The sequence below is a fragment of the Streptomyces sp. NPDC087310 genome, from assembly GCF_044744405.1.
Lineage (GTDB): Bacteria > Actinomycetota > Actinomycetes > Streptomycetales > Streptomycetaceae > Streptomyces.
In genome coordinates, this window is record NZ_JBIUYF010000004.1 from 482,712 (window position 1) to 508,725 (window position 26,014).

25 protein-coding genes and 1 pseudogene are annotated in these 26,014 nt (G+C 72.1%); 9 read left to right on the plus strand and 17 right to left on the minus strand.

What is annotated here, in order from left to right:
• Entirely contained in the window at positions 1–729 is a 729-nt protein-coding gene (locus tag ACIO3P_RS17335; protein ID WP_329829659.1) for an alpha/beta hydrolase, read from the minus strand.
• A 201-nt stretch (positions 730–930) separates the two neighbouring features.
• Between ACIO3P_RS17335 and ACIO3P_RS17340 the strand changes: the two genes are divergently transcribed.
• Both ACIO3P_RS17340 and ACIO3P_RS17345 read left to right on the plus strand, forming a co-directional pair.
• Positions 931–2,064 carry an adenosine deaminase gene (locus ACIO3P_RS17340; protein WP_329828876.1) on the plus strand — a complete coding sequence of 378 codons (1,134 nt, stop codon included), beginning with the start codon at positions 931–933 and terminating at the stop codon, positions 2,062–2,064.
• A 202-nt stretch (positions 2,065–2,266) separates the two neighbouring features.
• Entirely contained in the window at positions 2,267–2,650 is a 384-nt protein-coding gene (locus tag ACIO3P_RS17345) for an ATP-binding protein (protein WP_329828878.1), read from the plus strand.
• A 110-nt stretch (positions 2,651–2,760) separates the two neighbouring features.
• Here ACIO3P_RS17345 and ACIO3P_RS17350 read toward each other — a convergent pair whose 3' ends face one another.
• The 5 genes from ACIO3P_RS17350 to afsQ1 all read right to left on the minus strand — a co-directional run bounded on the left by ACIO3P_RS17350 (position 2,761) and on the right by afsQ1 (position 6,933).
• Positions 2,761–2,970, minus strand: a complete 210-nt coding sequence (locus ACIO3P_RS17350; protein WP_329828879.1) for a PspC domain-containing protein — start codon at positions 2,968–2,970, stop codon at positions 2,761–2,763.
• 93 nt (positions 2,971–3,063) lie between these two features.
• On the minus strand, positions 3,064–3,729 hold the full coding sequence (locus ACIO3P_RS17355; RefSeq protein ID WP_401851694.1) for a VanZ family protein: 666 nt from the start codon (positions 3,727–3,729) through the stop codon (positions 3,064–3,066).
• A 197-nt stretch (positions 3,730–3,926) separates the two neighbouring features.
• Positions 3,927–4,538 (minus strand): hypothetical protein, encoded by a 612-nt coding sequence (locus ACIO3P_RS17360; protein ID WP_329828882.1) that lies wholly within the window; start codon positions 4,536–4,538, stop codon positions 3,927–3,929.
• The gene (locus ACIO3P_RS17365; protein ID WP_329829660.1) at positions 4,535–6,052 is read right to left on the minus strand and encodes a HAMP domain-containing sensor histidine kinase; all 1,518 of its coding nucleotides are present in this window, start codon (positions 6,050–6,052) and stop codon (positions 4,535–4,537) included. The genes ACIO3P_RS17360 and ACIO3P_RS17365 overlap by 4 nt, the downstream gene beginning before the upstream one ends.
• A gap of 203 nt (positions 6,053–6,255) precedes the next feature.
• On the minus strand, positions 6,256–6,933 hold the full coding sequence (gene afsQ1 / locus ACIO3P_RS17370) for a two-component system response regulator AfsQ1 (protein WP_193564048.1): 678 nt from the start codon (positions 6,931–6,933) through the stop codon (positions 6,256–6,258).
• A gap of 160 nt (positions 6,934–7,093) precedes the next feature.
• Between afsQ1 and ACIO3P_RS17375 the strand changes: the two genes are divergently transcribed.
• The gene (locus tag ACIO3P_RS17375) at positions 7,094–7,846 is read left to right on the plus strand and encodes a SigE family RNA polymerase sigma factor (RefSeq protein WP_329828884.1); all 753 of its coding nucleotides are present in this window, start codon (positions 7,094–7,096) and stop codon (positions 7,844–7,846) included.
• A gap of 311 nt (positions 7,847–8,157) precedes the next feature.
• On the opposite strand, the gene ACIO3P_RS17380 is transcribed toward ACIO3P_RS17375, so the two are convergent.
• A complete protein-coding gene (locus ACIO3P_RS17380; protein ID WP_329828885.1) occupies positions 8,158–8,838 on the minus strand; it encodes an ATP-binding protein in 681 nt (226 codons plus the stop codon).
• Positions 8,839–9,018: 180 nt separating this feature from the next.
• Between ACIO3P_RS17380 and ACIO3P_RS17385 the strand changes: the two genes are divergently transcribed.
• Positions 9,019–9,456 carry a hypothetical protein gene (locus ACIO3P_RS17385; protein ID WP_329828886.1) on the plus strand — a complete coding sequence of 146 codons (438 nt, stop codon included), beginning with the start codon at positions 9,019–9,021 and terminating at the stop codon, positions 9,454–9,456.
• Between the two features lie 81 nt (positions 9,457–9,537).
• Here ACIO3P_RS17385 and ACIO3P_RS17390 read toward each other — a convergent pair whose 3' ends face one another.
• The 3 genes from ACIO3P_RS17390 to deoC are packed head-to-tail and all read right to left on the minus strand — an operon-like array spanning position 9,538 to position 12,905.
• On the minus strand, positions 9,538–10,455 hold the full coding sequence (locus ACIO3P_RS17390) for an aldehyde dehydrogenase family protein (protein ID WP_329828887.1): 918 nt from the start codon (positions 10,453–10,455) through the stop codon (positions 9,538–9,540).
• On the minus strand, positions 10,448–11,950 hold the full coding sequence (locus ACIO3P_RS17395; RefSeq protein WP_401851691.1) for an aldehyde dehydrogenase family protein: 1,503 nt from the start codon (positions 11,948–11,950) through the stop codon (positions 10,448–10,450). The genes ACIO3P_RS17390 and ACIO3P_RS17395 overlap by 8 nt, the downstream gene beginning before the upstream one ends.
• Before the next feature lie 7 nt (positions 11,951–11,957).
• Positions 11,958–12,905: a deoxyribose-phosphate aldolase gene (gene deoC / locus ACIO3P_RS17400; protein ID WP_329829661.1), complete on the minus strand. Its 948-nt coding sequence runs from the start codon at positions 12,903–12,905 to the stop codon at positions 11,958–11,960.
• 403 nt (positions 12,906–13,308) lie between these two features.
• Between deoC and ACIO3P_RS17405 the strand changes: the two genes are divergently transcribed.
• Positions 13,309–13,953, plus strand: a complete 645-nt coding sequence (locus ACIO3P_RS17405; protein ID WP_401851793.1) for a PH domain-containing protein — start codon at positions 13,309–13,311, stop codon at positions 13,951–13,953.
• A 120-nt stretch (positions 13,954–14,073) separates the two neighbouring features.
• Positions 14,074–14,706: a hypothetical protein gene (locus tag ACIO3P_RS17410; RefSeq protein WP_401851689.1), complete on the plus strand. Its 633-nt coding sequence runs from the start codon at positions 14,074–14,076 to the stop codon at positions 14,704–14,706.
• On the opposite strand, the pseudogene ACIO3P_RS17415 reads toward ACIO3P_RS17410, so the two are convergent.
• Together ACIO3P_RS17415 and ACIO3P_RS17420 are read right to left on the minus strand one after the other, a co-directional pair.
• Positions 14,689–15,091, minus strand: a pseudogene (locus ACIO3P_RS17415) (MerR family transcriptional regulator). The gene ACIO3P_RS17410 and the pseudogene ACIO3P_RS17415 sit on opposite strands and share 18 nt — an antisense overlap.
• A gap of 59 nt (positions 15,092–15,150) precedes the next feature.
• Complete coding sequence (locus tag ACIO3P_RS17420; RefSeq protein WP_401851687.1) at positions 15,151–15,921, minus strand: SDR family NAD(P)-dependent oxidoreductase; 771 nt, start codon at positions 15,919–15,921, stop codon at positions 15,151–15,153.
• 71 nt (positions 15,922–15,992) lie between these two features.
• Between ACIO3P_RS17420 and ACIO3P_RS17425 the strand changes: the two genes are divergently transcribed.
• Positions 15,993–16,514: an HAD domain-containing protein gene (locus ACIO3P_RS17425; RefSeq protein ID WP_401851685.1), complete on the plus strand. Its 522-nt coding sequence runs from the start codon at positions 15,993–15,995 to the stop codon at positions 16,512–16,514.
• A gap of 50 nt (positions 16,515–16,564) precedes the next feature.
• On the opposite strand, the gene ACIO3P_RS17430 is transcribed toward ACIO3P_RS17425, so the two are convergent.
• The 4 genes from ACIO3P_RS17430 to ACIO3P_RS17445 form a co-directional block, all read right to left on the minus strand.
• Positions 16,565–18,715 carry a PQQ-binding-like beta-propeller repeat protein gene (locus ACIO3P_RS17430; protein ID WP_401851683.1) on the minus strand — a complete coding sequence of 717 codons (2,151 nt, stop codon included), beginning with the start codon at positions 18,713–18,715 and terminating at the stop codon, positions 16,565–16,567.
• A gap of 84 nt (positions 18,716–18,799) precedes the next feature.
• Positions 18,800–20,503: a phospho-sugar mutase gene (locus tag ACIO3P_RS17435; protein ID WP_401851680.1), complete on the minus strand. Its 1,704-nt coding sequence runs from the start codon at positions 20,501–20,503 to the stop codon at positions 18,800–18,802.
• An 87-nt stretch (positions 20,504–20,590) separates the two neighbouring features.
• Positions 20,591–21,421 (minus strand): purine-nucleoside phosphorylase, encoded by an 831-nt coding sequence (locus tag ACIO3P_RS17440; RefSeq protein ID WP_329828898.1) that lies wholly within the window; start codon positions 21,419–21,421, stop codon positions 20,591–20,593.
• Between the two features lie 265 nt (positions 21,422–21,686).
• Positions 21,687–22,124 (minus strand): gamma-glutamylcyclotransferase, encoded by a 438-nt coding sequence (locus ACIO3P_RS17445; RefSeq protein WP_329828899.1) that lies wholly within the window; start codon positions 22,122–22,124, stop codon positions 21,687–21,689.
• Between the two features lie 317 nt (positions 22,125–22,441).
• On the opposite strand from ACIO3P_RS17445, the gene ACIO3P_RS17450 reads away from it, so the two are divergent.
• Both ACIO3P_RS17450 and ACIO3P_RS17455 read left to right on the plus strand, forming a co-directional pair.
• On the plus strand, positions 22,442–23,878 hold the full coding sequence (locus ACIO3P_RS17450; RefSeq protein WP_401792407.1) for an NAD(P)H-quinone dehydrogenase: 1,437 nt from the start codon (positions 22,442–22,444) through the stop codon (positions 23,876–23,878).
• Positions 23,879–24,147: 269 nt separating this feature from the next.
• Complete coding sequence (locus ACIO3P_RS17455) at positions 24,148–25,158, plus strand: DeoR/GlpR family DNA-binding transcription regulator (protein WP_401851677.1); 1,011 nt, start codon at positions 24,148–24,150, stop codon at positions 25,156–25,158.
• A 147-nt stretch (positions 25,159–25,305) separates the two neighbouring features.
• On the opposite strand, the gene ACIO3P_RS17460 is transcribed toward ACIO3P_RS17455, so the two are convergent.
• On the minus strand, positions 25,306–25,890 hold the full coding sequence (locus ACIO3P_RS17460; RefSeq protein WP_329828903.1) for a TetR family transcriptional regulator: 585 nt from the start codon (positions 25,888–25,890) through the stop codon (positions 25,306–25,308).
• Positions 25,891–26,014 lie beyond the last annotated feature (124 nt).

Sequence of the window (26,014 nt, forward strand, 5' to 3'; positions counted from 1 at the left end):
TCACGGTCGCAGCGACCGGCCGAACCCCGCCGCCAGCGGCATCCGCAGCCCCAGCGGCGGCGGCGCGGCCAGCGCGTCCGCCACCGGCCGCGAGTACGTCCGCGACAGCAGCGAGCCCAGCACGAAGTCGGAGGCCAGCGCCAGGACTTCGGTGTGGTGCTGGCGCAGCGCGTGGCCGTCCGAGTGGACCTCGAAGCGGCAGATGTCGCGGCTCGTCTTCTTGGCGCGCTCGGCCAGCCGGTAGGACAGCTCCGGGTCCGTCCGCGCGTCGTTGGTGCCGTGCATGATCAGCACCCGGCGCCCCACGAGCTGCCGTACCGGCTCCGGTTCGGCGGCCCGGTCGTCCTCCGGCAGCCATGGAGCCATCGCCAGAACGGAGTTGACGGCCGGATGATCGGCGGCCCACAGCGCCGCCCGGCCGCCCATCCCGTGGCCCACCAGGCAGACCGGCACGTCCCCGTACCGCCGTACGACCTCCTCCACCGCCCAGCGGGTGTCCGCGGCGAGGTGCGCCTCCGTACCGTTCCAGCCGCGCCGCCCGTACCGCACCACATGGGCCACCAGGCCCTCCGTCGCGCCCGCCGTCGCCAGGGAGCGGGCGAGCGGCAGCATCCGGGCGTGGGCGAGGAGAGAGGCGCCCTTGGCGGAGACCGGTTCACCCGAAGGGAGGACGAGGATCGCACCCCCCACCGCCGCGCCCGCGGCTGGTGCGGCGACCGCCCGTCCCAGTCGTGCCCGTGGCTCCGCGCGACGCGCCCGTGCCCAACCGTCCCGGCCTGCCGTACGTCCCCCCGGGGCGGGAACCGCCTGCTGTCCCATAACAGAACAGTCTCAGAAGGACAGGTGTACGCCACCCGTCCGCGCGGTCACTGTTACGTATCGCCCATCTGTACTCTACGCGCGTAGGGGGAGAAGGGTTAGAGTTCACGGATGACGAGCCAGACGTACCGTCCGCCCACCGCCGACCAGATCCGCCGCGCCCCCAAGGTCCTGCTCCACGACCATCTCGACGGCGGACTGCGTCCCGGCACGATCATCGATCTCGCCCACGAGATCGGCTACGAGGCCCTGCCGGAGCACGAGGCGGACAAGCTCGGCCTCTGGTTCCGTGAAGCGGCCGACTCCGGGTCGCTGGAGCGCTATCTGGAGACCTTCGCCCACACCTGCGCCGTGATGCAGACCCGCGACGCGCTCGTCCGGGTCGCCGCCGAGTGCGCCCAGGACCTCGCCGAGGACGGCGTCGTCTACGCGGAGGTGCGGTACGCGCCCGAGCAGCACCTCGAAGCGGGCCTCACCCTCGAAGAGGTCGTCGAAGCCGTCAACGAGGGCTTCCGCGAAGGCGAACGCCGCGCCCGCGCCGACGGCCACCGGATCCGCGTCGGCGCGCTGCTCACCGCGATGCGGCACGCGGCCCGCGCCCTGGAGATCGCCGAACTCGCCAACCGCTACCGGGACTCGGGCGTCGTCGGCTTCGACATCGCGGGCGCCGAGGCCGGCTTCCCGCCCACCCGGCACCTCGACGCGTTCGAGTACCTGAAGCGCGAGAACAACCACTTCACCATCCACGCGGGCGAGGCGTTCGGGCTCCCCTCCATCTGGCAGGCGCTCCAGTGGTGCGGCGCCGACCGGCTCGGCCACGGCGTGCGCATCATCGACGACATCGAGGTCGCGGAGGACGGCACGGTGACGCTGGGCCGCCTCGCCTCGTACGTACGGGACAAGCGCATCCCGCTGGAGATGTGCCCCAGCTCCAACCTCCAGACGGGCGCCGCCACCTCGATCGCGGACCACCCCATCGGGCTGCTGCGCAAGCTGCACTTCCGCGCGACGGTGAACACCGACAACCGGCTGATGAGCGCCACGAGCATGAGCCGGGAGTTCGAGCTGCTGGTCGACGCGTTCGCGTACACGCTCGACGACATGCAGTGGTTCACAGTCAATGCGATGAAATCAGCATTCATTCCTTTCGATGAACGACTGGCCATGATCAATGACGTGATCAAGCCCGGATATGCCGAGCTGAAATCCGAATGGCTGTTTCGGCAGACCGCTGTGACCAGCTAAGACATACGCGAAACGGATCGAACAGCGGAAATCCGGGGGAATGTCGGCGGTCGGGAACACGTGTTTCCGGCCGTCGCCGGGTATTTGCGGGGCGGGTATGCGGCTGACTACCTTGCAGAGCCGCGCAGACACCTTGTGTTCCACCTCGTATCCCCGTTTCCCCGTTTCCCCGTATCCCCGAGTCCCCAAGGACGAGATCCCGATGAAGCAGTCCGCCGCCAAGACCCTCGGTGCCGCCGCCCTCGGCGCCGCCTTCGCCGCTGCCGCCGCGGGCAGCGCCTCCGCCGCGCCCGCCGTCCCCGACACGGGCGCCGCGCTCGGCGCCCTCGGCTCCGTCACCAAGACGCTGCCCCTGGACGAGGCCGCCGGGCAGCTCCCGCAGCCGCTCTCCGGCGCCGCGACGGCCGCCGGAAGCGCGGTCGACACCGTCGAGTTCACCACGCCGTACGCGCTCGACGCGGTCCGCGCCTCCAGCCCGCTCGGCGACCTGGTCTCCAACCCGGTCGGCACCCTGCTCGGCGGCCTGCCCGTGAACGGTCTGGCCGACGGCGGCCTCGGGGTCAACGGAATCCCGCTCGGCGGCTGATCCCTGTCGTCCGGGACCACCGTCGTGTGTGCGTGCGCCCGTACCGGCATCTACGGCGTTACGGGCGCACGCACGGCATCGGGGCCCGGCGGGCCGCCGGGCGGGCCGGGCTACCAGGCGGTGGAGGCGGATGCCCGCTTCTCGCCCGGCAGGAGTATCCAGAGCGCCAGGTACAGCAGGAACTGGGGGCCCGGCAGCAGACACGAGGCCAGGAAGATCACGCGCATCGTGTTCGCGGAGGTGCCGAAGCGCTCTGCCAGCGCCGCGCACACCCCGCCGAGCATGCGTCCGTGACGGGGGCGGACCAGACGACCGGCCATGGTGGGCTCCTTCGCGAGACCATCGGGGGAGCCTTCCTTGTCCGTGCTCCCTATGACTCCATGGTCGCGCGCCGAAGGGGGCAAAGCATCCCTCTACGGGGCGATCCCGACCCTGGGAATCGTCGGGGTGACCCCCTGGGGGTTCTCCTCCCGCAGGACGCCCTCACCCGCGGCGGACTTCCTGAGCTCCGTCTCCCGCAGCGTCGTCTCCCGCAGCGCGGTCTCCCCGGCGGAGCTCCTCCGGCCGGCGGTACGGGGCGACGAAGGCCCGCGGCGTACCGTACGGGACCGCCGCACCCGGCCCTCCCTGCGCAGCCTGGCCCGGCACGCGGGCACCACCGCGAGATGCGCGAGCGCCACCCCGGCGGTGTTGAGCAGCAGGGAGTCCACATCGACGACCCGGCCGGGCACCACGGTCTGCGCCATCTCGATCCCGAGCGACAGCAGCGCGCCCGCCGTGACCGTACGGGTCAGGGAGGCCCAGAAGGAGACGGCGATCCGGCCGTCCACCATGGGCAGCAGCACCCCGGCCGGGGCGAGCAGCAGCAGTCCCTCGCCGATCCGGCGGACGGCCTCCAGGGGGCCGAGGGCCAGATCCGCCCTGATGCCCGCGAACGGCGTCAGGTTGGCCGCGTTCACCCACAGGACGTCGAGGGGGCGGAGCGTCACCCACGCCACCAGCGACAGATGCAGGAGCAGGAGCAGGAACCCCGCCCTACGGAAGTGGAAGACGGCACTGCCGCCCGGACCTTGACGCACGCTTCCAGAGACGCCGCGCGCCGCGCCATCGGTTCCGGGCGGACCGGGGCAACGCGCGCATGAGACCGGTGTCACCCGCCCGACGGCCCGGCCGGGCCTCGTGCCGTCACGGGCGGAGCACGGTCGGACCCGGCCCCGGGGCCCCTCATCACGCCGGTGGAGGGCAAAGCCGGACGGGACCCGCAGGGTGGCCCGTCTCAGCCGGTGGGGCTCGCGCTCGGGGGCAGGGTCGGCACGTCGGCGTCCGGGTGCCGCTTCGTCTCCTGGTCGCAGACGTACGTACGCGTCGGGTAGTCGCCGGGGCCGCCCAGGACGACCCGGCCGTCCGAGGCCCCGCTCTCCGCGAACGTACAGACGATCTGGGCGAGCGCCGCCGCCGGCAGGTCCTCCGGCTGACGGCTGAACCGCAGCGCCCCCGCCGGGTCGCCGGTGCGCGGGGCCGCGACGATCAGCGGCCCCCGTACGGAGGTGGTGAAGCCCGCCTCGCGCTCGGCGGCGGACGGCTCCGCCTGCAACTCGTCCAGCAGCGCCTGCGCGGCCCCCACCTTGGCGTCGGCCGCCTTGTCCGCCGGGATCGTGGCCGCGCGCTCGACCGACGCGAGGCCGGAGGCGCACACGAGATACACCCGGACCGGAACGCCGGACTCCGACTGCGTGATGACATCCTTCCCGGCGATCTCGCAGGGCAGCCGCGACGGCGCGGGCCCGGCGTCCACCGGTACGGAGGTGGTCCTGATCCCGCATCCGGCGGTGAGCGCGGTGAGCGCGGCGACCCCGGTGAGGCAGACGGTCTTCTTCCAGCGCGTCACGGTGTCCCGCCCGTCTCTCCCCGCTCCGTGTCCCCGGACCGGGAACCACGGTCCCGGTCCGGTTCCTCGCCGCCGTCGCGCGGCAGCCGCAGCACGAACATCGCGCCGCCGTCCGGCACGTTCGACGCCGTGATGTCCCCGCCGTGGATGTGCGCGTTCTCCATGGCGATCGACAGGCCGAGCCCGCTGCCCTCGGAGCGCGGCCGGGACGCGCTCGCCTTGTAGAAGCGGTCGAAGACATGCGGCAGCACGTCCTCGGGGATGCCGGGGCCGTGGTCCCGTACCTCGATCACCAGCTCGTCGCCCTCGGTCCGCACCGCCACCCGCACCGGCGAACCGCCATGCTTGAGCGCGTTGCCGATCAGATTCGCCAGGATCACGTCGAGCCGGCGCGGATCGAGCCGCACCATCATGCCGCGCGCGGCGTCCAGATCCACCGCGTCCAGCCAGGCGCGCGCGTCGATGCACGCCGTGACCTGGTCCGCCACATCGACATCGTCCAGGACGAGCCGTGCGGTACCCGCGTCGAAGCGGGTGACCTCCATCAGGTTCTCGACCAGCACGTTGAGCCGCCGCGTCTCGCTCACCACCAGCGTCACCGCGGGCGCGATCATCGGGTCCAGGCTGTCGGCCTCCTCCTCCAGGACCTCCGTCACGGCGGTGAGCGCGGTCAGCGGGGTGCGCAGCTCGTGCGACATGTCAGCGACGAAGCGGCGGCTCGACTCCTCCCGCGCGCTCATGTCCGCGACCTTCTTCTGCAAGGACTCCGCGGCGCTGTTGAACGTACGGGACAGATCCGCCAGTTCGTCCGAGCCCGACACCCGCAGCCGCGTACCGAACTTGCCCTCACCGAGCTGCCGCGCCGCCTCACCGAGCCGCTGCACCGGCTTGAGCACGGTCTCGGCGGCGGCCTGCGCGAGCAGCGCCGAGCCGATCAGCGCCAGGGTCGTGGCGATTCCCAGCGACCACGCCAGCGAGTTGAGATCCGCCTGCTCCTGGTCGAGGGACTTGAACAGATAGCCCGTGGGGCCGCCGCCGATGATCCGCGTGCCACCCACCAGATACGGGGTGCCGCCGCGCTCGGTGCGCTGCCAGAACACGTGGTACGGGTACTTGTTGGACGCCGTGACCTCCTGCCGGTCGTTCACCGCGTCCCGGAGCGAGGCCGGTACGTCGTCCATGGTGAACAGGTCGGGGTCCGAGGCGCCGACGATCGGCTTCCCCTTGTCCCGCGCGGCGATCAGCACCACGCTGTAACCGGAGTTGTCGCCCGACATCCGCTCGGCGGTGTTCTGGAGATCGCTCTGCTGCGGCCACAGCGGCAGTTCGGCCGCGCGGCTCTGCATCTCCTGCTGGAAGTCGTTGAGCGCCGAGTCCTGGGTACGGGTCAGCACGGCCTGGCGGTTGAGCCAGTACGCGATCCCCGACGCGGAGACGGCGGCGGTCAGCGCCACCGCCCCGAAGACGATGACGAGCCGCAGCCGCAGACTGGTCCAGCGGAGCCCGGCGAGCAGCGCCTTCCTGGCCGTACCGCTCCCGCCGCCCCCGGCGCCGGCCTTCTTGCCGCGCCGCGGCCGGACGTACGGGTCCACGGGCTGGTCCGCGCACGCCTGGTCCTGGCACGGATCCGTACCCGTACCCGTACCCGTACCTGTACTTGCGCCCGTATTCGTTTCCGGTGGGCCGGTGGCCGGCCCGTCCCCCCTCGGTACGTCACTCACGAAGGCGTGTCCAGCCTGTAGCCCACCCCGCGCACCGTACGGATCAGCGTCGGCGAGGACGGAACGTCCTCCACCTTCGCGCGCAGCCGCTGCACGCACGCGTCCACCAGCCGCGAGTCACCGAGATAGTCGTGCTCCCACACCAGCCGCAGCAACTGCTGCCGCGACAGCGCCTGTCCGGGCCGCCGGCTCAGCTCCAGCAGCAGCCGCAGCTCGGTCGGCGTGAGCTGAAGGTCCTCGCCGTTCTTGGTGACCGTCATCGCGGAACGGTCGATCACCAGACTGCCGAACGTCGCGGAGTCCGTGGACTCCCGCTCCCCCCGCCGCAGCACCGCGCGGATCCGGGCGTCGAGCACCCGGCCCTGCACCGGTTTCACCACATAGTCGTCCGCGCCCGACTCCAGCCCGACCACCACATCGATGTCGTCGCTGCGAGCGGTCAGCAGGATGATCGGCAACTGGTCGGTACGGCGGATCCGGCGGCACACCTCGAACCCGTCGATCCCGGGCAGCATCACATCCAGCACGATGAGATCCGGCCGCTGCTCGCGGAGCAGTTTCAGGCCGTCCTCACCCGTCGCCGCGGTGGCCACCCGATGGCCCTGGCGTGACAGGGAGAGCTCAAGGGCCGTGCGGATGGCGTCGTCGTCCTCGATCAGCAGCAGAAAAGGCACAGAGGTCATTCTGTCCCATGGGGGGACCGGAGTTCGACCGTTGCGTGCCACAGGTCCCTGTGACAGGTCTGTGACAGTCGGGGGACAGGGTCATGAAACTGCCCCGGCAAGCTCATTGCCACACGGAACGAAGCAGACTCCAACCGACGGGGGGCGCGGGATGAACGCACTGCACGGAACGACCTCAAGCGCAGTGGTCACGCGTCTTCACGACGTCACCAGGAGCACAGAGAAGTCCGGCGCCGTGAACGGGCGGGGGTGCGTTCGCGGCGCCGGGCGTCAGCACAAGCCGTCGTACATGACGGTGGTTGACGCGCCCCAGGCGGGCAGCGGGGGAACCGCGTACGGGGAGGCCACGGGGGAGCGGAAGGTTCCGGCGGGGACGGCGGACGCCGAAGCGGCGTTCACCGCCTACGTCCAGGAGCGCCGCGCCTCCCTGTACGCGACCGCCTACCACCTGACCGGGGACCGGTTCGAGGCCGAAGACCTGCTGCAGAGCGCCCTGTTCTCCACGTACAGGGCCTGGGACAGGATCAGCGACAAGGCGGCGGTCGGGGGCTATCTCCGCCGCACCATGACCAATCTGCACATCAGCGCCTGGCGCAGGCGCAAGCTCAACGAGTACCCGACGGAGGAGCTGCCGGAGACGGCGGGCGACACGGACGCGATGCGCGGCACTGAGCTGCGCGCCGTGCTCTGGCAGGCGCTCGCCCGGCTGCCCGAACTCCAGCGGACGATGCTCGTCCTGCGCTACTACGAGGGCCGCACCGATCCGGAGATCGCGGACATCCTCGACATCAGTGTCGGCACGGTGAAGTCGAGCATCTGGCGGTCGCTCCGCCGGCTGCGTGAGGACGAGGTCCTCAGCTTCGGCCGTGACGAGGAAGAGTCCTTCGGCGAACTGGTCGCCTGAGGGCAGTGGGGGGAGCACGGGGGAAACACGGGGGAATGCGGGGGGACCGTCGTTTCGGGGGAGACGGCGGAAGCACGGGGGAAATACGGGGGGTTCGGGGGAGAACCCGTGGGGAGCAAGGGGGAACCACGGGGGACAAGGGGGATACGGGGGGACAGTAAAAGCCGCGGGGGAACTGCGGTGACCATGGGGGAACACGAAAAAGGAAGCGGGACCGTACGGGCTGGGGGGCCGGTACGGCCCCGCTTTTTCGTACGGTCCCGCTTCCGCGTGGCCCTTGCTGTCTGCGCGCGACTGTCTGCGCGCGCCGGTCAGGCGCCGCTGGTACGGGTCGTCGTGGGCTCCGCCGGACGCTCGGCGCCCCGCTCGCCGCGCGGCGTGAGACGCCGCCCGGCCGCCGCCGCGGCGATCCGCCCCAGCGCTTCCCTCTTGTCGCACGGATAAGCGCCCAGCGCCGTCTGCCGGCCGACGATCGCGCGCTCGGCGCGCATCAGCCGCCAGCCGCGCCGCAGCAGGAACGGCACCGACTTCCGCCCCTCGCGCAGATCGCGCGCCAGACGCCGCCGGAACGTGGTCGAGGGCCGGCCCCGCAGACAGAGCGCGTCGGCCAGCACCCCCAACTCCCGGCAGCGCGCGACGATGTCCGCGGCGAAGATGCCCTCCGCGAGGAACAGGGGCGCGCCCTCGATGTCCAGCGCCTCCGCGTCCACCCGCGCACTGGTCGCGATGGAGTAGACGGGAACGGTCGTACGGCCCGTACGGCACAGCTCCACGATCGCCGCGACCGCCGCGTCCGCGTCCCAGGACCGTACGGAGTCCCAGTCGATGTCCGCGCTGCCGTGGACCAGCGGCAGCGTCGGGTCGTCGCCCTCCTTGTAGAAGTCGTCGAGGCGCAGCACGGGCAGCCCCGTACGGGCGGCGAGAGACGACTTACCGGAGCCGGACGGCCCCGCGAGGAGCACGACTCGGGTCGGAAGAGTGGGAGAGCTCACGGGACACCAGTGTGCGGCATCCGTCCGTACGGTGAACCCCTGGGGGCGATCAGGCGAGTTCCAGCGGTCGATTTGGCGGGTTTATCGGTATCACGGACCAAGGGTCAACTACTGTGAGTGCCGCTTCGATTACCCACCACTACCAAACGGCTTGCTCGATCCGGCCAGACAGGACATCCCATGGCACGTCACGCACTTCCCCCCGCCCAGCGCCGCACCCTGCTGCGCGCCGGCCTGACCCTCACGGCGGCGGGCGCGGCCCTCGGTCTGGGCGGCGCGGCGGCCCACGCGGCCCCGGCGCCCGCACCCGCCTCCTCGTCCTCCGACACGGAGACCCAGATCGCCGAGTCGGGCAAGGCGGCGGGCCAGGCCCTCACCGGCGCGCTCGGCTACGGGGTGGCGGGCGCCCTGAACCCGGTCACGTCCCTCAAGCTCAACCCCCTGGCCGGTACGGGCGTCGACCCGCTGGACAACGCGGTGGGCACCCAGGTGGCGGACTTCAAGCCGATCTCCACGGCCCCCCTCACCGACCCGCTGACCAAGGGAAGCGGCTCGCTCAAGGACATGCCGCTGGTGGGGCAGGTGGTGGGCCAGGTGGCGGGGGTGCTGCCGGGGTGACCCTCGGTGGATGTCCTGCCTTCCCTCGTTCGGGGAAGGCAGGACATCCCTGCCAGACGTTTCCGGCCGGCGAGGGTGGTGTCAGTACGCCGAGCCGGACGCGCCCAGGCTGCCCGTCGGGTGCCAGACCGTCTTCGTCTCCAGGAAGGCCGTCAGGCGACGGGTGCCCGGGTCGGCCGTCCAGTCCGTGGTCCCGGTCGCGCGGGGGCGCCGTACGCGCTTGAGGTTGTCGGCCGCGGCGATCTCCAACTCCTTGGCCAGCGTCTCGTCCGCGCCGGTCAGGTCGATCCCGTTGACGTCCTGGTGCGCGGCGAGCGGCGCCGCGAGCTCGGCCGTACGGCCCGAGAGGATGTTGACCACCCCGCCCGGCACGTCGGACGTGGCCAGCACCTCGCCCAGCGAGAGCGCGGGCAGCGGGGACGCCTCGCTCGCCACGACGACCGCCGTGTTGCCCGTCGCGATCACCGGCGCGATCACCGAGACCAGCCCCAGGAACGACGACTCACGCGGCGCCAGGACCGCGACGACACCCGTCGGCTCGGGCGTGGAGAGGTTGAAGAACGGCCCGGCGACCGGGTTCGCCCCGCCCGCGATCTGGGCGATCTTGTCCGTCCACCCTGCGTACCAGACCCAGCGGTCGACCGCCGCGTCCACCACGGCCGCCGCCTTCGGCTTCGACAGGCCCTCGGCCTCCGCGACCTCCCGTACGAACTGCTCCCGGCGGCCCTCCAGCATCTCGGCGACGCGGTAGAGGACCTGGCCCCGGTTGTACGCCGTCGCGCCCGACCAGCCGCCGAACGCCTTGCGGGCCGCGACGACCGCGTCCCGGGCGTCCTTGCGGGAGGACAGCGGTGCGTTGGCCAGCCAGGCGCCCTTCGTGTCGGTCACTTCGTACACCCGACCGCTCTCGCTCCGGGGGAACTTGCCCCCTACGTACAGCTTGTAGGTCTTGAACACGTTCAGACGGCCGGTGACAGTGCCGGCGGATTCCTTAGACATCGAGGTACGCCTCCAGGCCGTGGCGACCGCCCTCGCGGCCGTAACCCGACTCCTTGTAGCCGCCGAAGGGCGAGGTCGGGTCGAACTTGTTGAACGTGTTGGCCCAGACGACACCCGCCCGGAGCTTGTTCGCGACCGCGAGGATCCGCGAACCCTTCTCCGTCCAGATGCCCGCGGAGAGGCCGTACTGCGTGTTGTTGGCCTTGGCCACGGCCTCGTCGGGCGTACGGAACGTCAGCACCGACAGCACCGGGCCGAAGATCTCGTCCCGGGCGATCGTGTGCGCCTGCGTGACGTTGGTGAAGAGCGTCGGCGCGAACCAGTAGCCGGCGGACGGCAGCTCGCACGCGGGCGACCAGCGCTCCGCGCCCTCCGCCTCGCCCGTCTCGGCCAGCGCCCGGATCCGGGCGAGTTGCTCGGCGGAGTTGATCGCGCCGAGGTCGGTGTTCTTGTCCAGCGGATCGCCCACGCGCAGCGTGGACAGCCGGCGCTTGAGCGCGTCCAGCACCTCGTCGTGGACCGACTCCTGGACGAGCAGCCGCGAGCCCGCGCAGCAGACCTGGCCCTGGTTGAAGAAGATGCCCGTGACGATGCCCTCGACGGCCTGGTCGACCGGGGCGTCGTCGAAGACGATGTTCGCGCCCTTGCCGCCCAGTTCGAGCGTGGCCCTCTTGCCCGTACCGGCGATCTCGCGGGCGATGGCCTTGCCGACGGCGGTCGAGCCGGTGAAGGCGACCTTGTCGATGCCCGGGTGGCCGACGAGCGCCGCGCCCGTCGTCCCGTCGCCGGTGATGATGTTGACGACGCCCTTGGGGAGCCCGGCCTGACGGCAGATGTCCGCGAAGAAGAGCGCGGAGAGCGGGGTCGTCTCGGCGGGCTTCAGGACGACCGTGTTGCCGGTGGCGAGCGCCGGGGCGATCTTCCACGCGAGCATGAGGAGCGGGAAGTTCCAGGGAATGACCTGCCCGGCGACCCCGAGCGGGCGGGGGTCGGCGCCGTAGCCGGCGTGGTCGAGCTTGTCGGCCCAGCCCGCGTAGTAGAAGAAGTGCGCGGCGACCAGCGGGAGGTCCGCGTCGCGGGTCTCCTTGATCGGCTTGCCGTTGTCGAGGGTCTCCAGCACGGCCAGTTCGCGCGAACGCTCCTGGATGATCCGCGCGATACGGAACAGGTACTTGGCCCGTTCGGCGCCGGGCAGGACCGACCACTTCTCGAACGCCTTACGGGCCGCCCGCACGGCGCGGTCCACGTCGTCGGCACCGGCCTGGGCGACCTCGGACAGCACCTCCTCCGTGGACGGGCTGACGGTCTTGAAGACCTTGCCCTCGGCCGCCTCGCCGAACTCGCCGTCGATGAACAGCCCGTAAGAAGGCGCGATGTCGACGACCGAGCGGGACTCGGGGGCGGGCGCGTACGCGAACGGGTTCGCGGTGGTGTTCGCCGTGATGTTCGCGGCGGTGGTCGGGGACGTGCTCTTGGGTGTGCTCCGGGATGCCATCTCTGCCTCAGTCCACCGTGACGTAATCGGGGCCGGAGTACCGGCCGGTGCTGAGCTTCTGACGCTGCATCAGCAGGTCGTTCAGCAGACTGGATGCGCCGAAGCGGAACCAGTGGTTGTCCAGCCAGTCCGCGCCCGCGGTCTCGTTGACCAGCACCAGGAACTTGACCGCGTCCTTCGTCGAACGGATGCCGCCCGCGGGCTTCACCCCGATCTGCACCCCGGTCTGCTCACGGAAGTCGCGTACGGCCTGAAGCATGAGCAGCGTGTTGGCGGGGGTGGCGTTGACCCCGACCTTGCCGGTCGACGTCTTGATGAAGTCCGCGCCCGCGATCATGCCGAGCCAGGACGCGCGGCGGATGTTGTCGTACGTGGACAGCTCGCCGGTCTCGAAGATCACCTTGAGCCGGGCGGCCCCGGCCGCCTCCTTCACGGCCCTGATCTCCTCGTACACCTTGAGGTAGTGCCCCGCGAGGAACGCGCCGCGATCGATGACCATGTCGATCTCGTCGGCGCCCGCGGCCACGGCGTCACGCGTGTCGGCGAGCTTCACGCCGAGCGCGGCGCGGCCGGCCGGGAAGGCGGTGGCGACGGAGGCGACCTTCACCCCGGACCCGGCGAGCGCGGCGACCGCGGTCTCCGCCATGTCCGGATAGACGCAGACGGCGGCCGTCGCGGGCGTCGTACGGTCGGTCGGATCGGGCCGTACGGCCTTGGCGGCGAGCGCCCGGACCTTGCCCGGGGTGTCCGCGCCTTCGAGCGTCGTCAGGTCGATCATGGAGATGGCCAGGTCGATGGCGTACGCCTTGGCCGTGGTCTTGATCGAACGCGTACCGAGCGCGGCGGCGCGGGCCTCCAGGCCGACGGCGTCGACGCCGGGCAGCCCGTGCAGGAAGCGGCGCAATGTGCTGTCGGACGCGGTCACGTCAGCGAATGCGGGGGTGATGGTGGGCATGGTCACCAGATGAGCATATCTACGCGCGTAGCGACCTGTACAGGGGGTGTGAGGTTCCGTGGAGGGGCTGTTTCCGAGCTGTGACCCGGGGCGCTCGGGGTGGTTCGTGTACGGCGGGGGCTCGGGGTGGTTCGTGTACGGCCGGGTGCGCGGGGGCCGGGAACCGCGACTGTCGGAGGCGTACGGCAGAATCGGACGTATGACGAGCCCTGCCCCCGATCCCGAGCCCGGCCCCCGGCCCGTGTCCGACCCCGAGCCCGGTGCCGCCGACGGCCCCTCCGGTGGCGACCGCGCGCGGCCGAAGGCCGGGCGCCCGGCGTCCGGACCGGCGCGGGACGGCGCGAGCGAGCCCGGCGAGCCGGCCCCGTCGACCGGGCCCGCAGAGCCTGCTGGACCCACCGGGGTGACCGGACCCGCAGAGCCGGTCGGACCCACGGAGCCGGTCTACGCCGACCGTGTCTTCCGGTCGGCCGGCGGGATCGTGGGCGGCGGCCTGCTGCTCGCGCTCGTCCTGTGGATCGGCATCGACGCGCTCGTCCGGGGCACGGGCCGTACCCCGTGGCTGGCGCTCGCCGGGATGCTCTGTGCCCTGCCGCTGATCACCGCGTTCAGCCTGCGCCCGGCGGTCTTCGCGGGCGCGGACCGGCTCCGTATCAGGAACCCGTTCCGGACGATCGACCTGCCCTGGGGGTCGGTCACGGACATACGGGCCTCGTACTCGTGCGAGGCGTTCACGCGGGACAACGGGAAGTTCCAGCTCTGGGCGGTCCCCGTCTCCCTGCGTCAGCGCAAGCGCGCCGCCCGCCAGCAGACCCGCAGGGCGGGCGACGACCCGCACGGCAGGACCTCGGTCAACGTGGACGTCACGGACCACCAGGCCAGAATGGCCACGGCGGACCGCACCACCGCCGACCTCCGAGACCTGGCCGAACGCGCCACCTCCCGCACCACCGCCCAGGGCGACCCCGTGGTCCGCTGGGCCTACGAGGTCATCGCCCCGGCGGCCGCGGGCCTGGTGGTCCTGCTGGTACTGCTGCTGGTGGGCTGAGGCCGCGGGAGGCCGGCAGGAGGCCGCAGGCGATCCGGGTGCGGGCCCCGGGCTGGGTGGACGGCACGCCACCCCTCCGTCACTCCTCGGCTGTCAGTCCCGTCTGCCACCATGCCCCGCATGACCGACAACGCGTACCCACCCCTCACCGACCAGGCCGATGCCACCGATCACGCCCGACAGAGCATGCGGGGCCTGGCAGCCGAACTCACCGAACGCGGCTGCGAAGTCCTCTGGTACGACGAAAAGGGCAGGCCGTCGGAGGAGGAGGGAAGTCTGGAGTTCGACATCGAGGCCCCCAACTCCTACGGCGACGTTCTCGTGATCCCCGGTATCCCCACCTCCCTTCTGAAGTCCGCGACGCCGGAGGACGGTTGGACTCTGCGGTGGGGCGGCAAGTCCTACACCTGGGCCGAGTTCGTGGAGGAACGGTCCGCCCTTGCGCGGGGATTGCACACCATCCATGCCAATGCCGACCTCTTCGTCGCCGAACTGCGCAAGCGTGGAATTCCGGTGGACGCCGACGGGGTGGGCCCCGACTGGGACGCCGCGTCGGACACGTGGATCACCTACGCCCTGCCGATCGGCGACGAAGTCGTGTACGCCTCCTTCCCCAACCAGCCCATCGGGCCGGGACTCGACCAGGTCTTCTACGTCCAGGGTGAGGAGTACACCTGGGAGGCGGCCGTCACGGCGGTCTTCGTCGAGGCGGGAGTCCCGGTACCGGACCGGCCCTCACCGGACGGCCCTTAGCGGCATCTCCTGTGGCGTGGCGGTGGCCGGTCGCGTCCCGCGACCGGTCATGCCTGCGCTCATCCGTTCGCCGGTCCGCTCGCGCAGTGCGGTTTCCAGGCGGTCGCGGATCTTGGTCTGGGCGTCGATGCGTTCGTTGAGGACCGTCAGCCGGTCCAGCGCGACCCGCAGGCCCCTGTCCGAGGGGGGGGTACGGCGGCCACATCGGCGTCCAGGCATGGCAGGAATACGCGTACGTCGTCCACGGTGAGCCCGACGGCCGGCAGTTGGCGGATGTTGCGGACCCGTACCACCGCCCGTTCGTCGTAGACGCGGTAGCCGTTGGGGGCCCGTTCGGAGGAGATCAGCCCGCCTGCTCGTAGTGCCGTAGCGCGCGGGCCGTCATCCCCGTGGTCCTGGCCAGCTCGCCGATCCACACGTGTGGCACCTCCGGGGCCACCCCTATCACGCCACAACCGCACCGCCGTCGACGGGGAGGACGACGCCGGTGACGAACGACGCGGCCGGGGAGGCGAGGTGGGTGATCGCCCAGGCGACCTCCTCGGGGCGACCGATCCGGCCCAGCGGTGTGTGTGCGAGCTGCCACTTCCGCAGTGCGGCCATCTGCTCCGGTGTCAGACCCTGGTGATCGCCGATGGGGGTCGCGATCGCGCCCGGCGCGACCGCCACCACCCGGATTCCACGAGGCGCCAGCTCAACCGCCCAACTGCGGGTCAGCAGGTCCAGGCCCGTCTTGGTCGCCGCGTAGACCGAGTTGCCGGGCCGGGCCCGTTGGCCTATCGACGTACTGACATTGACGATCACTCCTCCGCCCGACGCCTCCAGGGACGGCGGCGCGGCTTGGGCCAGCAGCGTGGGGGCGATGAGGTTCGTGGCGAGCTGGGCCGTGATCGACTCCGGACTCAGGGTGCCGAGGGCGCCGGCGTGCACGATGCCGGCGTTGTTGACCAGTACGTCCCATCGGCCATGCGTCTCCCGCACCGCCTGGACGATCCGCTCGGGCTCGCCCTCCGCGGTGATGTCGGCGGGCAGCGGTGTGATCCGGTCCTGCCCGGCGGCCGTCTCCTTGAGCGGTTCGCTGCGGCGGCCGATCGCGATCACCCGGGCGCCCTCGGCGGCGAAGGCGCGGGCCGTTGCCCGCCCGATGCCGGTGCCGGCACCGGTGACGACGACGATCCTGCTGCCCTGCGGCGTGGTGATCTCCATGCCGGTCATCGTGCAACCCTGCCGCCGGCGGCAAGGTCAACCCCCGGCGGGCCGGGCAGCGCCGACGATAGCGTGCGGCCATGACCGGTGACGCGGCGCGGCCGTTGCTCTTCCTGGACGTCGACGGAACGCTCCTGCCCTATGGCGGAGGGCGGTTGCCTGCGGATCGTGAGGGGTGGGAGGACTGGCAGAAGGTGTCCAACCCTCAGTTGGCGAAGATGGACCTCACCCTCGGGCCGCGTTTGCTGGCGTTGCCCTGTGACCTGGTGTGGGCCACCGCCTGGATGCACGATGCCAACGCGGTGATAGCACCGCTGCTCGGGCTGCCCGAGTTGCCGGTGGCGGAGCTGCCGGACGCGCCCGAGGAGGACATGGCGCGCGGGGTGCACCGGAAGACCCGGGCGCTTGTCGGCGCTGCGGCGGCGCGGCCGTTCATCTGGGTCGACGACGAGATCACCGCCCCTGATCGCGCCTGGGTGTCGGCGCACCACCAAGGGCCCGCGCTGCTCCACCGGGTGGATTCCATGACCGGCCTCGCCGCGACGGACCTTGCCGTGTTCGATGACTGGCTGATGCGTGTGGCGGGACAGCCCCACAGGTGAGCCCACAGGTGAGCCAGTAGCCAGGAGCCAGTAGGTGGAGTGGGCCCCGGTCAGAGCGTTATCGCGTACAGCGTGCCCGATGTGCTGCTGAGGTAGGCCGTGCCGTTCGCGACCGCCGGGGGTGCGGCGATGCGGGCCTTGGTGGCGTGGGTCCACTTTGTTCTGCCTGTTGTCGCGTCCAGGGCGTAGAGGGTGCCGTCCCCGACGACGTACGCGACGCCGTTCGCGAGCGTCGGGCGCGTCAGGGTCTCCGCCAGGGGGATGCGCCACTTGACCCTGCCGGTCTTCGCGTGCAGCGCGTACAGGCTGCCGGACGCGCTGCTCGTGTAGACGAGGTTCCCGGCCGCCACCGGGGTGCCGAAGGCGTCGCTGCCGTAGGCGGAGTCGTCGGGGTCGGTCTGCCAGGTCGGTTGGCCGGTCTCCGTGGATATCGCCTGGAGGCGGTAGGAGCGGCCGGCGTCGACGATGGTGCTGATGTAGAGCGTCGTACCGGATGCCGTCACTTCCGTGAACGCCTGGTCCTCCCCGGCGTACGTCCACTTCTGTCCGCCGCCCGCCCTGTCCAGGCCGTGCAGCGCCGTCTCGCTGCCGACACAGACGGTGCCGTCGGCCACCGCCGGGCCGAGGGTGTAGGAGGTGCCGGGGGCGGAGCCGTGGCGCCAGCGTTCCTCGCCGGTGGCCGCGGCGACCGCGTAGAGGACTCCGGGGCGGCCGGAGTCGGGCTCGCCCCTGCTGTTCACGTAGACCGTGCCGCCGGACACCACCGGGATCGCGTAGGCGCCGCCGTCCGCCGGTGCGGTCCATTTCCGTGTGCCGGTGTCCGCGCGTACGGCGTGCAGGGCGCCGCCCGCTCCCAGGCAGACCGTGCCGCCCTTGGCCGGTGCGGGGAGCTGGGTCAGCGTGTCCTCCCCGAGGTCGGGGGTGTACGTCCAGCGGCGGGTGCCCCGGTCGGCCGTCACCGCGTACAGGCTCTTCCGGGTGGCGACGTAGACCAGGCCGCCGGCCACCGCCGGCACCGCGTCCGTCTGGTCGGCGCCGTCGACCCCGTCGCCCACATCGCCCCCGTCGGCGACCACGGACGACGTCCAGAGCCGGCTGCCCGGCTGCTTCGCCGGGGTGTCCGCCGTCCCGTCGGGGCCGTATTCTCCTCCGTCGCCGAGCGCTGCCCAGCCGCCGTAGCCGATGCCCGCCGCCGCGACGCCCGCCAGGCCGAACAGGGCCCTGCGGCGCGTGACCCCGGCGGGCGGACCGCTCGGCGGGGAGGTGGGCGGCGGTGGTTCCGCCGGACGGGTTGCCGTGGAGCGCTGGTGCAGCGTCGCCCCTACCGCGGCCGGGAACCAGTCGGGCCCCTGCCCGTGGTTCCCGCCGGTCAGGTGGAGCGTGTCGCCCCCCGCCGCCTCGGCCAGCCGCCGTACGAGGTCCGCCACCGACGGGCGGTCCTCCGGGGCCTTGGCCAGGCACGCGGCCACCAACGGCCGCAGCTCGTCCGGCAGGGCGTCCAGGGCGGGGCGCTCGTACACCGTCCGGTAGTGCAGGACGTGCGCCGTTCCCGCGCCGAAGGGGCCCGTTCCCGTGGCGGTGTAGGTGAGGACCGATCCGAAGGCGAACACGTCACTGGCCGGGCCGATCGCGCCGCCCGTGAGCTGTTCGGGGGACATGAATCCGGCGGTGCCCACCGTCATGCCCGTCTGGGTCAGCCTGCTGGCCTCGCCGAACACCGAGATCCCGAAGTCGATGACGCGCGGCCCGTCCGGCGCGAGGAGGATGTTCGACGGTTTGAGGTCCCGGTGCACCACCCCCGCCGCGTGGATCGCCTCCAGCGCCTCCGCCAGCCCCGCGCCGAGCGCCAGGACCTGCCGTACCGGCCACGGCCCGTGCTCGGTCACCGCCTCGCCCAGCGCCATCCCCGGTACGTACACCGTGGCCAGCCAGGGCGGGGTCCCCTCCGGATCCGCGTCCACGACGCCCGCCGTGAAGGAGCCGTTCACGCGCACCACCGCGGCCACCTCGCGCGCGAACCGGCGCCGGAACTGCGCGTCCTCCGCCAGGTCGGGGCGGACCACCTTCACGGCGACGGTACGGCCGCCGGGCGAGCGCCCCAGATAGACGCTGCCCATGCCGCCCGCGCCCAGCCGTGCCACGATGCGGTACGGACCGACCTCCACCGGGTCGTTCGCGCTCAGCGCCTTGAACGTCTCCACAGCCCCCACGGTGCCCGCCGCCTCCATCACCACCGCTGATCCCCGCTGCCGCCGTACCCTACCCGGCCGTTCGCAGGGGGCGGCTCAGACGCCCTCGATGCCCGCCGCCCTGGCCAGGTCCCGCTTCAGCGCGGTGAGCAGGTCCTCCGCCGTCGTACGGGCCGTCGGCAGCGCCGAGGCGTCGGCGACCGGGATCACCGCCTCCAGGTAGCACTTGAGCTTGGGCTCCGTGCCGCTCGGGCGGACGATGACGCGCGCCCGGTACGCGCCGTCCAGGTGGTAGCGCAGGCCGTCGGTCGGGGGGAGCGTGTCCGCGCCGGCGGACAGGTCCTCGGCGGCCGAGACCCGCAGGCCCGCCAGCTCGGCCGGCGGGTGCTCGCGCAGCCGGCGCATGGCGTCGGCGATCAGCGACAGGTCCTGGACGCGGACGGAGAGCTGGTCCGTGGCGTGCAGGCCGTGGGCGACGGAGAGATCATCCAGGACGTCCGTGAGCGTACGGCCCGACTCCTTCAGCTCCGAGGCCAGTTCGGCCACGAGCAGCGCCGCCGTGATGCCGTCCTTGTCGCGTACGCCCTCGGGGTCGACGCAGTAGCCGAGCGCCTCCTCGTACCCGTACCGCAGGCCCTCGGCGCGCGCGATCCACTTGAAGCCGGTCAGCGTCTCCTCGTACCCGAGCCCCGCCGCGGCCGCGATCCGGCCGAGGAGGGAGGACGAGACGATCGACGCGGCGAACGTGCCCCTCGCGCCCCGCGCCACGAGGTGCGCGGCCAGCAGCGCGCCGACCTCGTCGCCGCGCAGCATCCGCCACCCCGCGTCGGCCGACGCGTCGGGGACGGCCACCGCGCAGCGGTCCGCGTCCGGGTCGTTGGCGATGATCAGGTCGGGGCGGACGCGGCGGGCCGTGGCGAAGGCCAGGTCCATCGCGCCCGGCTCCTCCGGGTTGGGGAACGCGACCGTCGGGAAGGCCGGATCGGGCTCGGCCTGTTCCGGTACGGGGACGGGCGCGGGGAAGCCGGCGCGGGCGAAGGCGGCGAGCACCGTCTCCGTACCGACGCCGTGCAGTGCCGTGTGGACGACGCGCGCGGTGCGCGGGGAGCCGGGGGAGAGGACCGCGTCCGTACGGGCCAGATACGCGGCCAGGATCTCGTCGCCGAGGACGTCCCAGCCGGATTCGGGGCGGTCCACCGTGTCCAGCGCGCCCACCGCGGCGATCCGGGCGGCGATCTCCGCGTCGGCGGGCGGCACGATCTGCGAGCCACCCGAGTCGCCGCCCAGGTAGACCTTGTAGCCGTTGTCGCGGGGCGGATTGTGGCTGGCGGTGACCTCCACGCCCGCGACGGCCCCGAGGTGCCGTACGGCGAAGGCCAGGACGGGCGTGGGCAGCGGCCGGGGCAGCAGGGCGGCGCGCAGGCCCGCGCCGGTCATCACGGCCACGGTGTCCCGGGCGAAGTCGGCGGACTTGTAGCGGGCGTCGTACCCGACGACCACCAGGCCGTCCCCGTCGCCCCGCGCCCTCAGGTACGCGGCGAGGCCGGCCGCGGCGCGGATGACCACGGCGCGGTTCATCCGCATGGGCCCGGCGCCCAGCTCGCCGCGGAGCCCGGCCGTACCGAACTGGAGCGTCCCCGCGAACCGTTCCGCCAGGGCGTCGAGATCCCCGGCGCCGGCGGCTTCGATGAGTTCGCCCAGTTCCTCACGGGTCTCGCTGTCCGGGTCCTCGGCCTGCCAGGTCTTGGCGCGGACGAGGAGGTCCTGGCGGGCGGGGTCCTGATGCGCGTTCTGGTGCATGGGCCTGCTCCTGCGGGTGGCGTCTTCGGCGGGTGGGGCGGCGGGGCGAGAGGAGGGGGACGGTCAGGTCGGACGCGGTCGAGCAGGTCAGATACGGTCGAGCACCCGCGCCAGCAGCGCGCCCATCTGGGTGGCCGAGTCGCGGCCCGCCTGAAGGACCTCCTCGTGGTTGAGGGGGGCGCCCGAGATGCCCGCCGCCAGATTGGTGACCAGGGAGATGCCCAGGACCTCGGCGCCCGCCTCGCGGGCCGCGATGGCCTCCAGGACGGTGGACATGCCGACGAGGTCGCCGCCCATCGCGCGGACCATGTTGATCTCGGCGGGGGTCTCGTAGTGCGGCCCCGTGAACTGGACGTACACCCCCTCCTCCAGACCCGGCTCGATCTCCTTGCACAGCGCGCGCAGCCGCGGCGAGTACAGATCCGTCAGGTCCACGAAGTTCGCGCCGACGATCGGGGAGACGGCCGTCAGGTTGATGTGGTCGCTGATCAGCACGGGCTGGCCGGGGCGCATGCCCTCGCGCAGGCCGCCGCAGCCGTTGGTCAGGATGATCGTCTTGCAGCCGGCGGCGACGGCCGTACGGACACCGTGCGCGACGGAGGCGACGCCGCGGCCCTCGTAGTAGTGCGTGCGGCCCAGGAAGACCAGGGCGCGCTTCTCGGCGATTCTGTACGAGCGGATCCGGCCTCCGTGGCCCTCCACCGCGGGCGGCGGGAAGCCCGGCAGCTCGGTCACGGGGAACTCCGCCTCGGGCGCGCCGAGCGCGTCGACGGCCGGCGCCCAGCCGGAACCCATCACCAGGGCGACGTCATGGGTCTCGGCGCCGGTCAGCTCGCGCAGCGTGGCGGCCGCGGCGTCGGCGGCGGCAAGAGGGTCGGCGGGTCCGTCGGCGTTGGCCGGGATAACAGATGCGTTCACGCGGATGAGGGTAGCCGGTCATGCCCTACGCGCGTAGATGTATTGGGCACGGTCTCCATATCGTTGTGTGGCTGTTTCCGGCGAAAGGAGACGAAAGGGCCGGGAGGGAGGAAGCCCCGGGGGAGGCCCTGGGCACTTTCAGGGCAGGGGCAGGGGCGAGGTTGGCCGGATCTGTCCCGTCGTACGCGTCTGTCCGGATGAACCGGGCCGAACCGGGCCCCGCCGTGCCGCGCCGTGCTGCGCGGACCAGGCGCCGGGCGCCGTCTCAGCACGGGCGCTTGCGCAGCTCCATCACGTAGTCGTGCGGGGCCCCCGCCGACTCCGCCGCGTCGGCCAGCTCGCCCAGGTAGCGCGCCGAGGGCAGCCCGCCCTCGTACCCGTTCAGGACGTACAGCCAGGTCGGCTCCTCGCCGTCCAGCGTGTGCACCCGTACGCGCATCCGCCGGTAGATGTCGAGCCCCACGCCCTCCCAGCGGTCCATGGAGTCCTCGTCCATCGGCGCCAGGTCGTACAGCGCGACGAAGACCTGTGAGCGGGGCGCCTCCACGATCGTGGCGAGCGCGCCCTCCCAGCCCATCTGTTCCCCGCCGAAGGTGAGCCGCCAGCCGTTGAGCCAGCCGGTGCCGCGCAGCGGGGAGTGCGGGGCGCGGCGGGTCATCAGCCGCGCGTCGAGGTTGCCGGCGTACGCGGCGTAGAGCGACATGGGATTGAGGGTACGGGAGGTGTGGCCGTGGCCGCCGGTGCACCGGTCCGGGCGGGGTGGGGCGCGTGGGCCCGTCGTACGGGTGGTGTACGGAGGCCCGCGGGGCCCGGGGGTGTACGCGGTCGCAGGTGGGGAGCCGTGCGCGCCCCGGAGGGGAGGCCGCGCGGCGGGGGCCGCGCCCGGATGGAGGGACCCGGGGCGAAGCTACTTGAAGCGTGCGGGACAATGGAGTACGTACTGCATCCCCCGGGGCATCCCCCGGAACCCCGGCCGGGGTGGCAGACGGGCCGGGTTGACAACGCGAGGCGGACTTTTTCGTGACCCGGATCGTGATCATCGGTGGCGGACCCGGCGGATACGAGGCGGCGCTCGTCGGCGCCCAGCTCGGCGCCGAGGTGACCGTCGTCGACTGCGACGGACTCGGCGGCGCGTCGGTGCTCACCGACTGCGTACCGTCCAAGACCCTCATCGCGACCGCCGAGGTGATGACCACCTTCGACTCCTCGTACGAGGAACTGGGCATCATCGTCGCCGACGACACCCCCTCCGAGCAGGCCGCCCGGGTGGTCGGTGTCGACCTCGGCAAGGTCAACCGACGGGTGAAGCGGCTCGCGCTCGCCCAGTCCCACGACATCACGGCCTCCGTCACCCGCGCGGGCGCCCGCGTCATGCGCGGCCGGGGCCGGCTGGCGGGCCGGCAGGCCATGGACGGCTCGCGCCAGGTCGTCGTGACCGCGGCGGACGGCACGGAGGAGTCCCTCACCGCCGACGCCGTCCTGATCGCCACCGGCGCCCACCCGCGCGAGATCCCGGACGCGCTGCCGGACGGCGAGCGGATCCTGAACTGGACGCAGGTGTACGACCTCGACGAGCTGCCCGAGGAACTGATCGTGGTCGGCTCCGGCGTCACCGGCGCCGAGTTCGCCGGCGCCTACCAGGCGCTGGGCTCCCGGGTCACCCTCGTCTCGTCCCGCGACCGCGTGCTGCCCGGCGAGGACCCGGACGCCGCCGCCGTGCTGGAGGACGTCTTCCGCCGCCGCGGCATGAACGTCATGTCGCGCTCCCGCGCCGAGGCCGCCAAGCGGGTGGGCGACCGCGTCGAGGTCACCCTCTCCGACGGCCGGGTCATCTCCGGTACGCACTGCCTGATGGCCGTCGGCGCGATCCCGAACACCGAGGGCATGGGCCTGGAGGAGGCCGGTGTCCTGGTCAAGGACTCGGGCCACATCAAGACCGACCGGGTCTCCCGCACCTCGGCGCCGGGCGTCTACGCGGCCGGTGACGTCACCGGGATCTTCGCGCTCGCGTCGGTCGCGGCCATGCAGGGCCGGATCGCGATGTACCACTTCCTGGGCGACGCGGTCACGCCGCTCAACCTCAAGACGGTCTCCTCGAACGTCTTCACCGACCCGGAGATCGCCACCGTCGGCTACAGCCAGGCGGACGTCGACGGCGGGAAGATCGACGCGCGCGTCGTCAAGCTGCCGCTGCTGCGCAACCCGCGCGCGAAGATGCAGGGCATCAGGGACGGCTTCGTCAAGATCTTCGCCCGGCCCGGCACGGGCATCGTGGTGGGTGGTGTGGTCGTCTCGCCGCGCGCGAGTGAGCTGATCCACCCCATCGCGCTGGCCGTCGACAACAACCTGACGGTCGAGCAGATCGCGAATACGTTCACGGTCTATCCGTCCCTGTCGGGTTCGATCGCGGAAGTGGCACGGCAGTTGCACACGCGGAAGACGGCCGAGGAGAGCTGACCCCCGCGGCCGGCGGCCGGCGGCTTCGGTCCCAGGAGCCTCAGAGGTCTCCGGCTGTCCCTCCCGACCCGTTCGGGCGCACGCGCCGCCCGTAAGCCCTTTCTGCGGGCTTCGACGGGTGCCCGAGCGGGCATGATGCCTCTATACCATCAGGCACGTTCGTTCGTGCACAACTTCTGTTATTCGGCGCAAACTGCTGAAAGCAGACGGTCATTGGGGTTACTGTCAGTTTCGTGTTCGCTGCAGAACGTCGCCAATTGATCCTTGAAATGGTGCGAGCCAACGGAGCCGTGTCGCTCCGTGAGCTCGCCCGCGTCGTCCAGACCTCCGAAGTGACCGTACGGCGGGACGTGCGGGCACTTGAGGCGGAAGGACTCCTCGACCGCCGGCACGGCGGTGCGGTACTGCCGGGGGGATTCACGCGAGAATCCGGCTTTCCGCAAAAGTCCCATCTCGCGACGGCGGAGAAGACCGCCATCGCCGACCTCGCCGCGAGCTTCGTCGAAGAGGGCGAAGCCGTCGTCGTCGGCGCCGGTACGACCACGCAGGAGCTGGCCCGCCGGCTCGCGCGGATCCCCGGTCTGACCGTCGTCACCAACTCCCTGCTGGTCGCGCAGGCCCTCGCGCACGCCAACCGTGTCGAAGTCGTCATGACCGGCGGCACGCTGCGCGGCTCGAACTACGCGCTGGTCGGCAGCGGGGCCGAGCAGTCCCTCCAGGGGCTGCGGGTCACCCGCGCGTTCCTCTCCGGGAGCGGGCTGACCGCCGAGCGCGGGCTGTCCACGTCCAACATGCTCTCGGCGAGCGTCGACCGCGCGCTGGTCCAGGCGGCTGCCGAGGTCGTGGTCCTCGCCGACCACACGAAGCTCGGCACCGACACGATGTTCCAGACGGTGCCCACCGACCTCATCAGCCGGCTGGTGACCGACGAGCCGCCCGCGCACGACGACCGTGCCGGGGCGGAGCTCCAGGCACTGGCGGACCAGGGCGTACGGGTCTCGGTCGCCGGTACGGGGGCGAGCTGCGGGACCGGTGGTGCCGAGGCGGCCGGTGGTGCGGCCGGGAGCGATGTGATGCCGCCGGGCAGCCGGGGCCGTCGCGACGTACCCCTGCCGGGGCAGCGCCGTACGCATGCGGCCGGACCCGGGGCGGGACTCGGCGGGCCCGGTGGCTCCGGAGGGCCCGGTGGACCCGGAGGTCAACTCCGGGGATCGGTAGGTCCGTTGGGGCCGCAGGAGACGGGCGAGAGGGCGCGGGTGGCGGACCTTCGCCGCCGGTAGGCGGTAGCCGAACGCCGGTGGTGGAAGCCGGTGGCAGCCGAACGCCGAGTGGTAGTCGAACGCCGGTGGCGGCCGAACGCCGGTGGTCGGCAACGGGCATCCGGCAACGGGCGTCCGGCGACGGGACGGGAGGCGGCGGGCCGGGCCCTACGAGGTCTTGAGGCCCGTCAGCGTCAGCGTCAGCAGGCGGTCCGCCAGCTTCGGGTCGTCCGGTGACTGTTCCGCCGCCAGCGCGATCGCGTTCGTGAGCTGGAGCAGGTCCCTGATGGAGACGCCGGCCCGTACGTCCCCCGACTCCTGGGCCCGCAGCAGCAGCCGCGCGCCCGCCTCACGCATCGGGCCGCTGCACTCCGACAGCGCCGAACTCTCGTCGTTGGACGCCGACATGAGCGCCCGCGAGAGCCCCTGATACTCACCCGCATGAGTGATCACGGCGCGCAGCCATTCCGTCAGCGCGCGGCACGGACTCTCCGACTCCGCGAGGTCATGGGAGCGCTGGAGCAGGTCGGCAAGCGCTTCCTTGAAGACCGCGTTCAGCAGCGCGTGCCGGTTGGGGAAGTGCCGGTAGAGCGTGCCGATCCCCACGCCCGCACGGCGCGCGATGTCCTCCAGCGAGGTGTCCGTACCGTGCTCGGCGAAGCTGGTGCGGGCCTCGCCGAGCAGCCGCTCGTAGTTGCGGCGCGCGTCGGCACGCATGGGCCGTGGCGGCGTGTGTGCCGTACTGCTCGCCATCGCGCGGTCCTCCTGTCGCCACCCCGTCTCCCCGGTGAGTCTACGGCGGAGGCCCCGCCCGGATCCTGGAACCGATCCTGGAAGGGATCGCGGGATCGGGCGGGGCCTGTCCGAAGGCGCCGGG

Bases quoted from the DNA above. Each gene is read 5' to 3' on its own strand.
- ACIO3P_RS17425 (WP_401851685.1), top strand. From the start codon at position 15,993: ATGACCGGTGACGCGGCGCGGCCGTTGCTCTTCCTGGACGTCGACGGA.
- ACIO3P_RS17445 (WP_329828899.1), bottom strand. From the start codon at position 22,124: ATGTCGCTCTACGCCGCGTACGCCGGCAACCTCGACGCGCGGCTGATG.
- ACIO3P_RS17375 (WP_329828884.1), top strand. From the start codon at position 7,094: ATGAACGCACTGCACGGAACGACCTCAAGCGCAGTGGTCACGCGTCTT.
- ACIO3P_RS17460 (WP_329828903.1), bottom strand. From the start codon at position 25,890: ATGGCGAGCAGTACGGCACACACGCCGCCACGGCCCATGCGTGCCGAC.
- ACIO3P_RS17385 (WP_329828886.1), top strand. From the start codon at position 9,019: ATGGCACGTCACGCACTTCCCCCCGCCCAGCGCCGCACCCTGCTGCGC.
- ACIO3P_RS17395 (WP_401851691.1), bottom strand. From the start codon at position 11,950: ATGGCATCCCGGAGCACACCCAAGAGCACGTCCCCGACCACCGCCGCG.
- deoC (WP_329829661.1), bottom strand. From the start codon at position 12,905: ATGCCCACCATCACCCCCGCATTCGCTGACGTGACCGCGTCCGACAGC.
- ACIO3P_RS17455 (WP_401851677.1), top strand. From the start codon at position 24,148: ATGGTGCGAGCCAACGGAGCCGTGTCGCTCCGTGAGCTCGCCCGCGTC.
- ACIO3P_RS17420 (WP_401851687.1), bottom strand. From the start codon at position 15,921: ATGACCGGCATGGAGATCACCACGCCGCAGGGCAGCAGGATCGTCGTC.
- ACIO3P_RS17410 (WP_401851689.1), top strand. From the start codon at position 14,074: ATGACCGACAACGCGTACCCACCCCTCACCGACCAGGCCGATGCCACC.
- ACIO3P_RS17350 (WP_329828879.1), bottom strand. From the start codon at position 2,970: ATGGCCGGTCGTCTGGTCCGCCCCCGTCACGGACGCATGCTCGGCGGG.
- ACIO3P_RS17345 (WP_329828878.1), top strand. From the start codon at position 2,267: ATGAAGCAGTCCGCCGCCAAGACCCTCGGTGCCGCCGCCCTCGGCGCC.
- ACIO3P_RS17435 (WP_401851680.1), bottom strand. From the start codon at position 20,503: ATGCACCAGAACGCGCATCAGGACCCCGCCCGCCAGGACCTCCTCGTC.
- ACIO3P_RS17390 (WP_329828887.1), bottom strand. From the start codon at position 10,455: ATGTCTAAGGAATCCGCCGGCACTGTCACCGGCCGTCTGAACGTGTTC.
- ACIO3P_RS17340 (WP_329828876.1), top strand. From the start codon at position 931: ATGACGAGCCAGACGTACCGTCCGCCCACCGCCGACCAGATCCGCCGC.